The 14,051-nt window shown below is 72.5% G+C and carries 15 protein-coding genes and 1 tRNA gene; 1 reads left to right on the top strand and 15 read right to left on the bottom strand.

Annotated elements, in window-relative coordinates; all coding sequences use genetic code 11:
• The 12 genes from VIM19_15585 to dusB all read right to left on the bottom strand — a co-directional run.
• A partial coding sequence (locus VIM19_15585) for a lysophospholipid acyltransferase family protein (GenBank protein ID HEY5186281.1) occupies positions 1-525 on the bottom strand: 525 nt, incomplete at its 3' end.
• A gap of 10 nt (positions 526-535) precedes the next feature.
• Positions 536-862: a NifB/NifX family molybdenum-iron cluster-binding protein gene (locus tag VIM19_15580; protein ID HEY5186280.1), complete on the bottom strand. Its 327-nt coding sequence runs from the start codon at positions 860-862 to the stop codon at positions 536-538.
• Between the two features lie 65 nt (positions 863-927).
• On the bottom strand, positions 928-1,503 hold the full coding sequence (locus VIM19_15575; protein ID HEY5186279.1) for a GNAT family N-acetyltransferase: 576 nt from the start codon (positions 1,501-1,503) through the stop codon (positions 928-930).
• 121 nt (positions 1,504-1,624) lie between these two features.
• Positions 1,625-1,700: transfer RNA gene (locus tag VIM19_15570), tRNA-Asn, on the bottom strand.
• A gap of 62 nt (positions 1,701-1,762) precedes the next feature.
• The gene (locus tag VIM19_15565; protein HEY5186278.1) at positions 1,763-2,257 is read right to left on the bottom strand and encodes a hypothetical protein; all 495 of its coding nucleotides are present in this window, start codon (positions 2,255-2,257) and stop codon (positions 1,763-1,765) included.
• A gap of 29 nt (positions 2,258-2,286) precedes the next feature.
• Entirely contained in the window at positions 2,287-3,447 is a 1,161-nt protein-coding gene (gene xylA, locus VIM19_15560) for a xylose isomerase (protein HEY5186277.1), read from the bottom strand.
• A gap of 51 nt (positions 3,448-3,498) precedes the next feature.
• Complete coding sequence (dnaG, locus tag VIM19_15555) at positions 3,499-5,358, bottom strand: DNA primase (GenBank protein HEY5186276.1); 1,860 nt, start codon at positions 5,356-5,358, stop codon at positions 3,499-3,501.
• A 38-nt stretch (positions 5,359-5,396) separates the two neighbouring features.
• Entirely contained in the window at positions 5,397-5,867 is a 471-nt protein-coding gene (locus tag VIM19_15550) for a GNAT family N-acetyltransferase (protein ID HEY5186275.1), read from the bottom strand.
• Entirely contained in the window at positions 5,864-7,096 is a 1,233-nt protein-coding gene (locus tag VIM19_15545; GenBank protein HEY5186274.1) for an FAD-dependent oxidoreductase, read from the bottom strand. The genes VIM19_15550 and VIM19_15545 overlap by 4 nt, the downstream gene beginning before the upstream one ends.
• A complete protein-coding gene (locus tag VIM19_15540) occupies positions 7,089-8,363 on the bottom strand; it encodes a deoxyguanosinetriphosphate triphosphohydrolase (GenBank protein HEY5186273.1) in 1,275 nt (424 codons plus the stop codon). Before VIM19_15540 ends, VIM19_15545 begins: the two co-directional genes overlap by 8 nt.
• Positions 8,364-8,373: 10 nt before the next feature.
• Positions 8,374-9,057, bottom strand: coding sequence for a YdcF family protein (locus VIM19_15535; GenBank protein ID HEY5186272.1), 684 nt, complete (start codon positions 9,055-9,057; stop codon positions 8,374-8,376).
• Between the two features lie 48 nt (positions 9,058-9,105).
• Positions 9,106-10,227 (bottom strand): tRNA dihydrouridine synthase DusB, encoded by a 1,122-nt coding sequence (gene dusB, locus VIM19_15530; protein ID HEY5186271.1) that lies wholly within the window; start codon positions 10,225-10,227, stop codon positions 9,106-9,108.
• Between the two features lie 434 nt (positions 10,228-10,661).
• Here dusB and VIM19_15525 point away from each other — a divergent pair, with 434 nt between their 5' ends.
• The gene (locus tag VIM19_15525; GenBank protein ID HEY5186270.1) at positions 10,662-11,309 is read left to right on the top strand and encodes a class I SAM-dependent methyltransferase; all 648 of its coding nucleotides are present in this window, start codon (positions 10,662-10,664) and stop codon (positions 11,307-11,309) included.
• 293 nt (positions 11,310-11,602) lie between these two features.
• Here the strand turns inward: VIM19_15525 and VIM19_15520 are convergent, their stop codons facing one another.
• From VIM19_15520 to VIM19_15510, 3 genes are read right to left on the bottom strand one after another with little or no spacing between them, the layout of a single operon-like run.
• The gene (locus VIM19_15520; protein HEY5186269.1) at positions 11,603-12,982 is read right to left on the bottom strand and encodes a glycine--tRNA ligase; all 1,380 of its coding nucleotides are present in this window, start codon (positions 12,980-12,982) and stop codon (positions 11,603-11,605) included.
• Between the two features lie 58 nt (positions 12,983-13,040).
• Positions 13,041-13,688: a phosphoribosyltransferase family protein gene (locus VIM19_15515; protein ID HEY5186268.1), complete on the bottom strand. Its 648-nt coding sequence runs from the start codon at positions 13,686-13,688 to the stop codon at positions 13,041-13,043.
• Positions 13,685-14,041, bottom strand: a complete 357-nt coding sequence (locus VIM19_15510) for an antibiotic biosynthesis monooxygenase family protein (protein HEY5186267.1) — start codon at positions 14,039-14,041, stop codon at positions 13,685-13,687. Before VIM19_15510 ends, VIM19_15515 begins: the two co-directional genes overlap by 4 nt.
• Positions 14,042-14,051 lie beyond the last annotated feature (10 nt).

Below are 14,051 nucleotides of genomic sequence, written 5' to 3'. Positions count from 1 at the left end.
CAGCGCCAGGTCGAACGCGCCGGGCTTGAACGCCTGAAGCTCTCCCGTCCGGGAGCGGGTCCCCTCCGGGAACATCATGATCGAAGTCCCCTGCTCGAGCTTCGTCCCACAGGCCTTGAGCATGGCCTGGACGCTGGCCCGGTCGCCACGCTTGAGCGGTACGTACCTGGCGAACCGCATGTTCCAGCCGATGAACGGGACCCGGAAGTTCTCCACCTTCGACACCCAGGCGAAGTGCCGACGCAAACGGAAGAGCACCAGGATGTCCAGCAGCGACAGGTGGTTGGCCACCATGACGTAGGTCTGCCGCAGTTCGATCTTCTCCCGGCCGGTGATCGTCACCGGCCACCACGGGTTCAGCCAGGTGTACAGCGACGCCCACCAGCAGGTGAACCGATGCTGCACCACCCGGCGCCGGTCGAACGGCGCGGTCACAGCCCACAGCAGGGCCGCCGCCACGAAAAGCAGGACCGAGCTGACGGCGAGGAAGACCCAGAACAGCGTGGAGAACAGCCGACGACCCATGGCGCCTGGGCTAGGACGAGGCCGCGAGCACGGCCGCGCGGGCGTCGCCGTCGGCACCGAGGAACACCTGCAGCCCCATGGTCGAGAGCATCCGCTGCATGCCCTCCCCCATGTGGTGCGCGACCACAGCCTCGACCTGGTGGTCGATGAGGAACCGCGCGATCCGCGCGTGATGCGACCCCTCGCTGCCCTCGTCGTGCGACTGGTCCCAGCCGACGGCGGACTCCTGCCAGTCGGTGATCCCGCCGTCCTCAACCGTAGCGACGACGACGCGGCCCGCCTTGCCCCAGCGGGGATCGATGAAACCGGTCGACGTGGTCGGGACGCACACGATCATGCGCTGAACCTACTCCGCCCTGCCGCGCCCGCGCACGGCTCCCGGGCGCAGGACGCTCAGTGACCTCAGCCGGCCCGTAACGCGAGCGGCTCGATGGGGTCGCCCAGCCCTCGCAGCGACTCCAGCCCCAGCCGCACCTCGAGCTCGACGACGCTGTGCGACCTCCGGACGGCGACCGGACCCAACCGGCCGACCAGCCGCTGCGCCGCCGGGGCCCCGGGCAGGATCTCCAGCCGCACGCTGCGGTGGCCGAGCAACCTGGCCGTCGCGGCGAGCTGAGCCGCCAGTGCCGTGCCGAGGCCGCGGCCCTGCTGGGCGTCCTCGACCAGAAGCGCCAGCTCGACATCGCCCCCTGGCCCGGTGCCGAGGTTCCCGAGCGCGACGACGTCGCGGCCGAGCACCGCGACGAGCGCCATGTCGGTGGACAGCAGCGCCTGCTGCCAGCGGCGGGAGACCCGGGGAAGAAGCGTGAAGTACCGACCGTACGTGGTCTCCAGCGAGCACCGCAGGTGCATCGACGCCACCGGCCCGGCGTCCTGCGGCCGGGCCCCCCGGAGCACGACCTCCCCGCCGTCACGCAGCGCGACCACCCTCGAACGGTTGGCCCAACGAAGCACGCTGGCGCTCAAAGTCTCGTTCATGCGTCCCAGCGTCGCGCCGCACTGTTTCAGCCGGGTTGCCCGAGGGCTACGGTCAGTGGCGTCGACACGACCTGCTCCAGGACGCCCGGCCCGGCAGCCTGCGTGGGAACCGGGGTGTGACTGGCTCCCGCGCTTGGACTCGAACCAAGAACCTGCCGGTTAACAGCCGGCTGCTCTGCCAATTGAGCTACGCGGGACCGCGGCCACGTAGGTTATCAGCCCCCATGGGGCAGCTCTGAACCAGCCGTCCCCATCGGGCCTACAGGCCGGTCGACGCGCGGACCCGGGCCACCGCGTCGGCCGCATCGGCGCGCAGCCGCGGGTCACCGGCGTCCAGCCCCGCGTCGAAGACGACCTGCCAGAGCACGTCGTCCGACTCCGGGGGACGGCGGGCGACGACGAGTGCGCCGGCCGTGCCCGACAGCGCAACCCGCTCGGTGACCAGGACCGTCGAGGTCACCCGCTCCCTGACGACGGCCGGAAGCTCCCCGGCCTCCTCCAGACGCACCAGCCGGTGCCGGGCGTCCTCACCGACCAGCAGCACGTTGAGCATGGGGTCGTCCCAGCTCGCGGTCTGCACGGTCTCGTACGGGACCCGCGTCGTTCCCCCCGCGTCTGGCAGGTACAGCGCCAGGTTGCTCGCGACGACGAAGGCCCCGCCCAGCGTGCTCCCCCAGGCGAGCGGCCGCTCGTCCGAGGGAAGCAGCTCACGCACCGGCTCGGGTGCCTCGAAACGGCGTCGAAAGAGTGCCATGACCCCACCCTACGGGGGCCGCGACCACCTCAGCTCACGCCGAAGAGGTGCTCCATGGCGAGCTGGTCCAACCGCTCGTAGTGGTAGCCCCGGACGGCTGCGGCCTCGACGTCGAAGGTGTCGTGGGCCAGGTCGGCGAAGGACTCGCCGGGCGCCAGGGTGGGCACCGCGAGGCCCGCGACCCGAGACGCCGCGAGCGCCTCCTGGACCTCCGGGTCGGCCCGGAACGCCTTCGCCTTCTCCCGCAGGATCAGGTAGGTGCGCATGTTGCCCGAGGCGGACTCCCAGACCCCGCTCATGTCCTCGGTCCGTGGCGGCTTGTAGTCGAAGTGCCGCGGGCCCTGGTAGCCGGCGTGCTCGAGCAGGTCCACCAGGAAGAACGCGCTCTTCGTGTCGCCGGCGCCGAACCGCAGGTCCTGGTCGAACTTGGCCCCGTGCTGGCCGTTGAGGTCGATGTGGAACAGCTTGCCGGCCCACAGTGCCTGCGCGACCCCGTGCACGAAGTTCATCCCGGCCATCTGCTCGTGCCCGACCTCCGGGTTGAGTCCGACCATCTCCGGGTGCTCGAGCCGCTCGATGAACGCCAGCGCGTGCCCGATCGTGGGCAGGAACATGTCACCGCGCGGCTCGTTCGGCTTCGGCTCCAGCGCGAACCGGATGTCGTAGCCGCGGTCGAGGACGTAGGCGCACAGCGTGTCGAAGGCCTCCTTGTAGCGGTCCAGTGCCGCCGAGACATCCTTGGCGGCGTCCGACTCGGCGCCCTCACGGCCGCCCCAGGCGACGTAGGTGTGCGCGCCCAGCTCGGCGGCCAGGTCGATGTTGCGCATGGTCTTGCGCAGGGCGTAGCGCCGGATGTCGCGGTCGTTGCTGGTGAACGCGCCATCCTTAAAGACCGGGTGGGTGAACAGGTTCGTCGTGGCCATCGGCACGACCAGGCCGGTCTCGTCGAGCGCGGCCCGGAACCGCTTGATGTGCCGCTCCCGCTCGGTCGCCTCGACGCCGAACGGGATCAGGTCGTCGTCGTGGAAGGTGACGCCGTGGGCGCCGAGCTCGGCGAGGCGGTGCACCGACTCGACCGGGTCAAGCGGCCGACGGACGGCGTCACCGAACGGGTCGCGGCCCATCCAGCCGATGGTCCACAGACCGAAGGTGAACCGGTCCTCCTTGGTGGGCGTGTAGCGGTCGGTCATGACCGGCCTCCCTTCTGCGCTCGCGCGCGCTGGATCCGGAAAGCCCCTAGGTCAGAACGCGCCGATCGCCCGGTCGCGCAGCAGCCGGCGCTGCTGCTCCAAGGCGATCAGCTCGCCGAAGACCTTGTTGTACTCCTCGCTCTCCTCCGGGTTGATCCGCTGCAGCCGCGACTTCAGCTCGACCACCCGGCGGGTGAGCTGCCGCTCCTGCAGCCGGGCCACCTGCTCGGCGGCGTACCGGTCGTCCGGGTCGCCGTCCACCCTCGTCGGCTCGACGGCGAGCTCGGTCACCACCGATCGGACGGCGTCGTTCGCGGCGGCCTCACGCACGGCCGCGACCCAGGCCTCGCCCCCGCCCCCGGCGGCGACCATGCCCCCGGCGTCGTCCAGGGCCCGCTTCACCGCCACGTACGCCGGATGGGCGAAGGCGGCCGGCTCGAGCGCGTCGAGGGACGGGCCGATCAGCGCGGGGTGCTGCAGGCCGAGCTTGAGCGCCTCCCGGTCCACCAGCAGGTCGCGGTCGTCGGGGTGCGGGCGGGTGGTGTCGCGGGCCGGCTGCGGCTGCTCGGCAGGTCGGGCCGCACCGCGGCCGGCTGCGGCCACGGCCGCCAGGACCGGCTCGACCTCCATGCCCAGCCAGCCGGCCAGCGAGCGGGCCAGCTCGGGCCGCAGCGAGTGGTCCTTGATCTGGGCCACGATCGGGGCGGCGGACCGCAGCGCCGCGACCCGGCCCTCGGGCACCGCCAGGTCGTGCTTGCGCAGCTCGGTGCGGATGACGAACTCCGACAGCGGCACCCGCCGTGCCACCAGCTCGCGCACCGCCTCGGGTCCCTTGACCTGCCACAGGTCGCATGGGTCGAGGCCGGACGGCTCGACCGCCACGAACAGCTGGGTCATGAACTTCTGGTCCTCGGCGAAGGCCCGGACGGCAGCCTTCTGCCCAGCGGCGTCCCCGTCGAAGGTGAACACGACTTCACCGCGGAACTCGTCCTGGTCCATCAGGAACCGGCGCAGGATCTTCACGTGCTCGTCGCCGAAGGAGGTGCCGCAGGTGGCGACGGCGGTCTCCACTCCGGCCACGTGGCAGGCCATCACGTCGGTGTAGCCCTCGACCACCACGGCCTGCTGCCGCTTGGCGATCTCCTTCTTGGCCAGGTCGATCCCGAAGAGCACCTGACTCTTCTTGTACAGCGGGGTCTCCGGGGTGTTCAGGTACTTGGGCCCGCTGTCGTCGTCGAACAGCCGGCGCGCCCCGAAGCCCACGACGTCGCCCGTGACGTCGTGGATCGGCCACATCAGCCGGCCCCGGAACCGGTCGTACATGCCGCGCTGGCCCTGGCTGAGCAGGCCGCCGGTCAGCAGCTCGGCGTCCGAGAACCCCTTCGAGCGCAGGTGCCGCAGCAGCGCGTCCCAGCCCTTGGGTGCGTAGCCCACGCCGAAGTGCGCGGCGACCGCGGCGTCGAAGCCCCGCTCGGCGAGGAACTGCCGCGCGGTCTCGGCCTCCGGGTTCGTGGCCAGCTGGTCGATGAAGAAGCCCTTGGCGGCCTCGTGTGCGGCGACCAGGCGGGTGCGCTGCCCCTGCTGGCGGTTGGGTGTCGAGCCGCCCTCGGTGTAGCGAAGCTGGACGTTGTACTTGGCGGCCAGCCGTTCGACCGCCTCGGCGAAGGTCAGGTGCTCGACCTTCTGGACGAAGCCGATGACGTCACCGCCGGCCCCGCAGCCGAAGCAGTAGTACAGCCCGCGCGCGGGCGTGACGTGGAAGGACGGGGACTTCTCGTCGTGGAACGGGCACAGCCCCTTGAGCGACCCGCCCCCGGCGTTGCGCAGCTGCACGTGCTCGCCGACGACTTCGTCGATGCGCGCACGCTCGCGGACGAGGGCGATGTCCTCGTCCCGGATCCGGCCAGCCACGTCCGGAGTCTAGTTGGGCCCGGACCGGCCGGCTCCGCTCAGATCTCGCCGCGGTGGACCCGCCGCCACATCCGCCGGTGCGGGATGCCGTGCGCCGTGCGGAACTCCTCGCCCTCGGCCACGAACCCCATCCGCTGGTAGAACCCGAGCGCCGAGGTCCGTGCATGGCACCACACCACCTCGACGCCGGCCTCCGCGGCCGTCCCGAGCCCGGTGCTCAGCACGGCGACGCCCACCCCCTGACCCCTGATCGTCTCCGCGGTGGCCATCCCGCGCAGCCGCCAGGCCCGCCGGTCCGGGTCCCCCGGGTACGGCTCGGTGAGGAAGGTCGCGCAGCCGACCACCGCGCCGTCGTCGTCCAGCGCGGCGAGGTGCAGCGTCGAGGCGAGGTCGTCCTCGGCGTGGACCGCCTCCTCAGGCGGGAGGCCAGGACGCAGCACCGCGGCCCGCAGCGGCCGCACCGTCGCCGCGTCGGTGGCCACCACCGTCACGGCCGGCGCACCTGTCACTGCAGCGCCTCCGGCAGGGGGACACCCGGGTCGCTGAGCCGCTGGACGTCGACCGGCCGGCCGGCCCGGACCAGGGCCTGGATGTCGGCGACGACGTCCCAGACGTTGACGTTCATGCCGGCCAGCACACGGTCGGCTGCGTCCAGCCAGAAGCTGATGAACTCCATCGACTGCGGGTCGCCCCGGTGCACTACCCGGGCCTGCTGCCCCGGTGCCACGTACCCGGAGTACTCCATGCCGAGGTTGAACTGGTCGGTGTAGAAGTACGGCACCCGCTCGAAGGAGACCTCCTGGCCGAGCATCGAGCGGGCCGCGGCCGGGCCGCTGTGCAACGCGTTGGCCCAGTGCTCGACCCGGACATGGCGCTGGAGCAGGGGGTTGTACGCGCGAGCGACGTCCCCGGCGGCGAACACCCCGGCCGCTGACGCCCGCAGCGCCGCGTCCACGACGATGCCGTCGTAGACGGTCAGCCCGGCCGCCTCGGCCAGAGCGGTGTCCGGCCGGGCCCCGACGCCCACCACGACGACGTCGGCCTCATAGCCGACGTCGGCCGCGTCGGTGACCAGGATCGCGTCCCCGCTCCGCGCGAGCCGGGCGACGCCGGTGCCGGTCCGCAGGTCCACCTGGTGCCGGCGGTGCACGCCGGCGAAGACCTCGCCCAGCTCGGGCCCCAGGACGCCGAACAGGGGGGTCGGCTGCGGCTCGAGGACAGTGACGTCGTTGCCGTACTCCTTGGCCGCGGCGGCCACCTCCAGGCCGATCCAGCCCGCTCCGACGACGAGAACCCGGCGCCGGCCGCCCGCCAGGTCGGCGCGCAGCCGGGTCGCATCGGCCAGGGTGCGCAGGTAGTGCAGGGGCAGGTCGGCGGCGCCGTCCAGGGTGAGCCTGCGCGGCTGCGACCCGGTGGCCAGCAGGATCGCCTCGTAGCCGAGCCACTCCCCGCCGTCCAGCTGCACCCGGCGGCCGGCCGGGTCGAGGGCCGTCGCCCTGGTGCCCATCCGCAGGTCGACCTGCTCGTCGGTGTACCAGTGCGGGGGGTGCACGCGGGCGGCGTCGGCCTCCTTCGTCCCCTTGAGGATCTCCTTGGACAGCGGCGGCCGGTCGTAGGGGTACTCGTCCTCGGCCGCGACCAGGACCACCTGCCCGTCGAACCCCTCGGTGCGCAGGGACTCGACGGCCTTGGCCCCGGCCAGGCCGCCCCCGATGACGACGAACATGCGCTCAGCCATCCCACTCTCCTCCCACCACGGTGACGCTGCTGCCGGTCAGCCGCCGGTGGACGGCCACCGCTGAGATGTCGGTCAGTGAGGCCACCTGGTCGACGACGACGCGCACCCGGGCGGTGTCGTCAGCCGCCGCCTCGAAAGCCGGCCGCAGCTCGGCGGCCAGCGCGTCGGGGGCGCGCTGAAGCAGGGCGACGTACAGCCCCTGCACCAGCTCCTGCTGCCGGGCGTACACCGGGCCGGCGCCGGCCCGTTGCATGACGTAGACCGCGGCGACCGCCTTGAGTGCCGCACACTCCAGCCGGGTGCTGCGGGGGACGACGAGGTCGGCGCCGTAGCGGGACAGCTGGGGGGTGGCGTGGGCCTCGCGGGTGGCCTCCTCGGCGGCGGTGCAGAACCGGCCGATCAGCTCGCTGGTCAGGTTCTTCAGCGCGGCCAAGGCATGCATGGACCCGTCGTAGGCGCGCGGCCACCACGGCTGCGCCTGAAGCCGCAGCAGCGCGTACTCGAGCTCCTCGGGCCCGGCGTCCGAGGCGTAGGTGCGCGCGGCCAGCTCCGCGACCGCCGTCCGCTCGGACGGGTCGAGCAGCTGGGCCAGCGTGACGTGGCCGCCGTGGACGGCGTCCTCGACGTCATGCACCGAGTAGGCGATGTCGTCGGCCCAGTCCATGACCTGGGCCTCCAGGCAGCGCCGCTCCCCCGGCGCCCCCTCGCGCAGCCACTGGAAGGCGTCGAGGTCCTCCGGGTAGACGCCGAACTTGCGGCTGTCGTCACGCCGGGTCCAGGGGTACTTGGTGGCGGCGTCCAGGCTGGCCCTGGTGAGGTTGAGGCCGACGCTGCGGCCGGTCAGCGGGCCGTCGTCCGGGGCGAACGCCTTGGCCTCGAGCCGGGTCAGCACCCGCAGGGTCTGCGCGTTGCCTTCGAAGCCGCCGTACGGCTGCGCGACCTCGTCCAGCGCCGCCTCGCCGTTGTGGCCGAAGGGCGGGTGCCCAAGGTCATGGGCGAGCCCGGCCACCTCGACGACGTCCGGGTCGCAGCCGAGGGCCTGACCCAGCTCGCGGCCGATCTGGGCCACTTCGAGGCTGTGGGTGAGCCGGGTGCGCGGGAAGTCGGCCTCGCCGGCGACCACGACCTGGGTCTTGGCGGCCAGCCGTCGCAGCGCCGCGCTGTGCAGGACCCGGGCCCGGTCGCGCTGGTAGGCGCTGCGGGCGGACCGCTTCGGAGGCTCCTCGACCCACCGCTGGGCGGCGGGGTCGTCGTCGGGTGCGGCCACAAGGAGAAGGCTAGAAGGTGGTGATGCCGGAATCGGGGCTGGTGCCGGTCAGCCGGTAGTACACGTAGGCGCCGGTCTCCCGGATGATGTAGCGCAGCTCGATCCCGCGGGAGGAGACGACCGGGCCACTTCGGGTGGGGGACGTCGCCACCTGGAGGCCCAGGTCGCGGGCCATCACCGCCGAGCGGAACGAGTGCCAGGGGTCGGTGACGATGACGGCGCTGTTCAGGTGCCGGCTGGCGAACTCGGCCCGGACGGCACGCAGGCTCTCCAGGGTGTCACCACCCACCGGCAGCGCCAGGACGGCGCTGGCCGGCACTCCGTGCTCGATCAGGTAGGTCCGCCCCGCAGACGCCTCCGTGTGCACGTCGCCGGGCTGCTTGAACCCGGTGGTGAGGATCAGCGGCGCCACGCCCTGCTCGTACAGGGTGCGGGCGTGGTCCAGCCGGGCCTGCAGCGCGGGCGAGGGGACGCCGTTGTACTGGCTGGCGCCGAGCACCACGATCGCGTCGGACACTGGCCGGGCGTCCTGACGCGCCGTCCACCAGATCCGGAAGGTGACGCTGCCGACCCACAGGGTGGCCAGCGCGAGCGCCAGGGCGACCGCGCGGACGGACCAGCGCAGCCAGCGGCGGGGCCGACGGCCAGCCGCCGCCGGGACGGTCGCGGCCGCGGTCGCGGGCGTCGTGGTCACCCACCCAGTCTGCCCCACTTCGGCACCCCCTCTGCTGCATGCCGGGGGTCAGCCGCCGGAGGTGGCCAGCTCGGCGCCGACCGGGACCCGGTCGTCCTCGGGCTCGTCCAGCCAGCCCTCCGGCAGGGCCACCGGCCGGGCCGGTGAGGTCCGCCCGCGCGGGCTGCCCAGCAGGTGCTCCGGGTAGGGCTCGTGGGCCGGCAGCGTGGCCAGGGCGTCGTCCAGCTCGGCCAGGGTGGACACCAGCGCGAGGTCGACCCGGGGGGCGCCCCCGACCGGGAAGCCCTTGAGGTACCAGGCCACGTGCTTGCGGAAGTCCCGGCAGCCCTTGTCCTCGCCGAGGTGCTCGACCAGCAGCTCCGCGTGCCGGCGCATCACCCCGGCCACCTCGCCGAGGGAGGGCCGGGCCACCTCGTCCGGCCGACCGGCGAACGCCGCCGACAGGTCCCCGAACAGCCACGGGCGGCCCAGGCAGCCACGGCCCACGACCACGCCGTCGCAACCGGTTTGCTCGACCATCCGCAGCGCGTCGGCCGCCTCCCATATGTCGCCGTTGCCGAGCACCGGGATGTCCAGCGCCTGCTCGAGCTCGGCGATCGGCTCCCAGGCGGCCTGCCCGGAGTACAGCTGCGCGGCCGTCCGCCCGTGCAGCGCCACCCAGTCGGCGCCGGCGTCCTGCGCGATCCGGCCGGCGTCGAGATAGGTCAGGTGCTCCGGGTCGATGCCCAGCCGCATCTTGACGGTCACGGGCACCGCGCCGTCCGCGGCGTCCACCGCCGCCGAGACGATCGAGCCGAACAGGCGACGCTTGTAAGGCAGCGCACTGCCGCCGCCCTGGCGGGTCACCTTGGGCACCGGGCAGCCGAAGTTGAGGTCCACGTGGTCGGCGAGGTTCTCCTCGACCACCATCCGGACCGCGGCCGCGACGATATCCGGGTCGATGCCGTACAGCTGGATCGACCGGGGGGCCAGCTCGCTGTCGTGGAAGTGCACCATGCGCAGGGTCTGCGCGTCCCGTTCGATCAGGGCGCGGCTGGTCACCATCTCGGACACGTACAGGCCGGCGCCGTACTCGCGGCACAGCCGCCGGTAGGCGGTGTTGGTGATACCGGCCATAGGGGCGAGAACCACGGGAGGGTCGACGGTGAACCGGCCGAGGGTGAGCGCCACTGCCTCATGGTCGCACGAGGCTCAGCCGCGGTCGCCATCGTCGGGGCGTTGAGCCTGGCCGGCTGCGCCACGGCCACCTCGGGTCGTGTCGGTCCGGGTGCTGGTCCGGCGGCGCGGAAGCCGGCAGGGGGAACCGGCGTGCTGACGGGCTACGGCGCCACCGACGCGATGTGGGCGGTCACCCACCGAGCAGGTCCCCGCGCGGCGGTCATGCTGGAGGCGGAGCGCCGCGGTTGGCCTCCCCCACCAGGAGCGGCGCTGTACTACGTCACGGCAGGTCTGGAGGTCCGGTACCTGCGGCCGAGCCCGCTGCACGAGGCGAGTGAGCTCCGGGCCGCCGCGACGGCCCACTGGAAGCGCTGGCGCCCACGCTGGGCCACGAGGTGCTGCCATCCGGTTCCGGGCGGGACGTGTCATGGGGGCATCCTGTCGGCATGACAGCAGCTCGGGCGGGCCACTGGGAGCAGGTCTACGAGACTCGGCTGACCGACGAGGTGAGCTGGTACCAGGCCGAGCCGTCCATCTCGCGGCGCCTGGTGGCCGGTGCCACGCACGGTGCCGATGCCGCCGTGGTCGACGTGGGGGCCGGGGCGTCGCGGCTTGTCGATCTGCTGCTGGAGGACGGCTTCACCGACCTCACGGTCCTCGACGTGTCGTCGCGGGCGCTCGCCGTCCTCCAAGAGCGACTGGGTCAACGGTCGGGTCAGGTGACCTGGGTCCGCAACGATGTGCTGGACTGGCAGCCCGACCGCACCTTCGACGTCTGGCATGACCGGGCCGTCTTTCACTTCCTCACCGACCCGCAGGACCGTTCCAGGTATGTCGGGCTGGTCCGGCGGGCGGTGGCGGCGCATGGCATCGTGATCGTCGCGACCTTCGCCACGGACGGGCCGACGCACTGCTCGGGACTGCCGGTGACCAGGTACGACGCGGCCGGGCTGGCTGAGGCCTTCGGCGGGGAGTTCGAGCTCGACCACAGCGAGCGCGAGGAGCACGCCACTCCGTCCGGAGCCGTCCAGCCGTTCACCTGGGTCGTGCTGCGGCGCCGCGAGGCGCGGGAGGGGCAGCCGCGCGACGCATGACGCCCGCAGCGCTGGCTAGCCCCGCCAGACCGACCCGACGTGCTTGAGGTAGCCGCGCCCGAAAACGTGGTCGGACTGACCGTCGAACGGCGCCGTGGATCGCCTTGTTGATGCTCATCTCGCTCATGCCCAGACTCTGGGTGCGCCTCGTCTCCCGGGAAGATCGGGTCCTCAGTGCAGACGTTGACGGGCAACCGCCGCCCGCACCTTCGCGCTGTCGAGACCTGGCTGATCGAGAACTCCCCCGCCAGCCGTGGAACCTGGACCGCTCCTTCATCCCCTGACCGGGGACGTCAGCACGGAGGGAGTCGGGCGGCCAGCCACGGCCGGACGGCGTCCAGCCCGACCCGCTGCTGCGCCATCGTGTCCCGCTCGCGGATGGTCACGGCCTGGTCGTCGAGGGTGTCGAAGTCGACCGTCACGCAGAACGGCGTGCCGATCTCGTCCTGCCGTCGGTAACGCCGCCCGATCGCCCCAGCGTCGTCGAACTCCACGTTCCAGTACCTGCGCAGCTGCGCGGCCAGGTCCTTGGCCTTCGGCGTCAGGTCGGCGTTGCGGGACAGCGGCAGCACCGCGACCTTCACGGGTGCCAGCCGCGGGTCGAAGCGCAGCACGGTGCGCTTGTCCACGCCGCCCTTGGCGTTGGGCGCCTCGTCCTCGGAGTAGGCGTCCATGAGGAAGGCCAGCACCGCCCGGGTGAGGCCAGCTGCCGGCTCGATCACGTACGGCGTCCAGCGCTCGTTCTTGTCCTGGTCGAAGTAGGTGAGGTCGGCGCCGGAGTGCTTGGAGTGCGCGGTCAGGTCGAAGTCGGTGCGGTTGGCGATGCCCTCGAGCTCGGAGAACTCCTGGCCGCCGAACATGAACCGGTACTCGATGTCGACGGTGCGCTTGGAGTAGTGCGACCGCTTCTCGGCCGGGTGCTCGAAGAAGCGCATGTTCTCCGGGTTGATGCCGAGGTCGACGTACCAGTCCCAGCGCGCCTTCAGCCAGTAGTCGTGCCACTCCTCGTCGGTGCCGGGCTCGACGAAGAACTCCATCTCCATCTGCTCGAACTCGCGGGTCCGGAAGATGAAGTTGCCCGGCGTAATCTCGTTGCGGAACGACTTGCCGGTCTGCGCGATGCCGAACGGCGGCTTGCGCCGGGCCGAGGTCATCACGTTCGCGAAGTTCACGAAGATGCCCTGCGCGGTCTCCGGGCGGAGGTAGTGCAGGCCCTCCTCGGACTCCACCGCGCCGAGGTAGGTCTTGAGCAGCCCGTTGAACATCCGTGGCTCGGTCCACGCCCCGCGGGTGCCGCAATTGGGGCACGGGACGACGTCCAGGCTGGCCGGGGCCGAGCCGTGCTTGGCCTCGTACGCCTCCTCCAGGTGGTCCGCGCGGAACCGCTTGTGGCAGGACTGGCACTCGGTCAGCGGGTCGACGAACACCTCGACGTGGCCGGAGGCCTCCCACACCTGCGGCGGCAGGATCACCGAGGAGTCCAGGCCCACGACGTCGTCACGGGACCGGACGACGGACTGCCACCACTGGCGCCGGACGTTCTCCTTCAGCTCCACCCCGAGCGGCCCGTAGTCCCAGGCGGACCGGGTGCCGCCGTAGATCTCGCCGCTGGGGTACACGAAACCCCGGCGCTTGGACAGGCTGACGATGGTGTCGACGAGGTCGGCGGCCACGGGGTGTTCTCCATCCGGCTGGGCGTCGGCGAGGCAAGCGACCAGGGTACCTGGGGGTTCAGCGCCCGACGTCGCGCAGCAGGTCGACCACTTGGTCGTCGCTGACCGGGGTGAAGTCGTCATACGCCCAGCTCACGGCCCTGGGCAGCAGCGGCCGCTGCAGGCAGACGACCGCGTCGGCCTCGCGCTCGAGCTGGCCGATCGCCTCGCGCGATCCCACCGGGACGGCGACGACGACCAGGGCGGGCCCCTGCGCTCGCAGCGCGGCCACCGCCGCCCGGACGGTCGCGCCGGTGGCCAGCCCGTCGTCCACGAGCAGCACCGCTCGCTCGTGGATGTCGACCGGCGCGGCACCCGGCCGGTAGCGGGACTCGAGGACCCCGCACTCGGCCACTGCGACGCCGACCAGCCGGTCCAGCTCGGCCGGCGCCAGCGACTGGGCCAGCAGCACCTGGGTGTTGAGCACCGGCGGGCCACCGCGCGCGACCGCGCCGAGAGCCAGCTCCTCGTGCCCGGGCACACCGATCTTCCGCACGGCCAGGGCGTCGAGCGGCGCCGCGAGCGCCCGGGCGACCTCCGCGGCCACCACGACCCCGCCACGGGGCAGACCCAGCACGACCAGGTCAGCACGCCCGTTCCACTGGGGCGCCAGCGCGGCCGCGAGCTGCTGGCCGGCGTCCACTCGGTGGCGGAACCGGCGGCTCACCACCGTTCGCCCGGCCCCACCGGATCGACGACCAGGCCCGAGGGGGCGGCCAGCCCCTCCGCGCCGAGCCCCTGCGCGTGCACCACCTCGAAGGCCGTGGGCTCGTCGAGAGCCGTCGACAGCAGCGGGACCGCGGTCAGCTTCACCTCGTACGCGGACAGCGCCCGCCGGTACGTGCCCACCGAGTCCCACTCGGTGGTCAAGACCCACAACGCGGCGTCGTCGGTGGCCCGGCCGACCCGGCCCGAACGCCACCCCGGTCGGACGGCCAGCGCGCCTAGCGCCTGTTGCGCCTGCGCGAGGAACTGTCCGGCCTGGCCCGGCTCGACCCGGAACCGGGTGACCACGAGCACTGCGGGCTCC

Source organism: Actinomycetes bacterium (genome assembly GCA_036510875.1).
In the GTDB taxonomy this organism is placed as follows: domain Bacteria; phylum Actinomycetota; class Actinomycetes; order Prado026; family Prado026; genus DATCDE01.
Note: the sequence above shows the minus strand (reverse complement) of the source record. Positions and strands in the feature narration are given on the sequence as shown.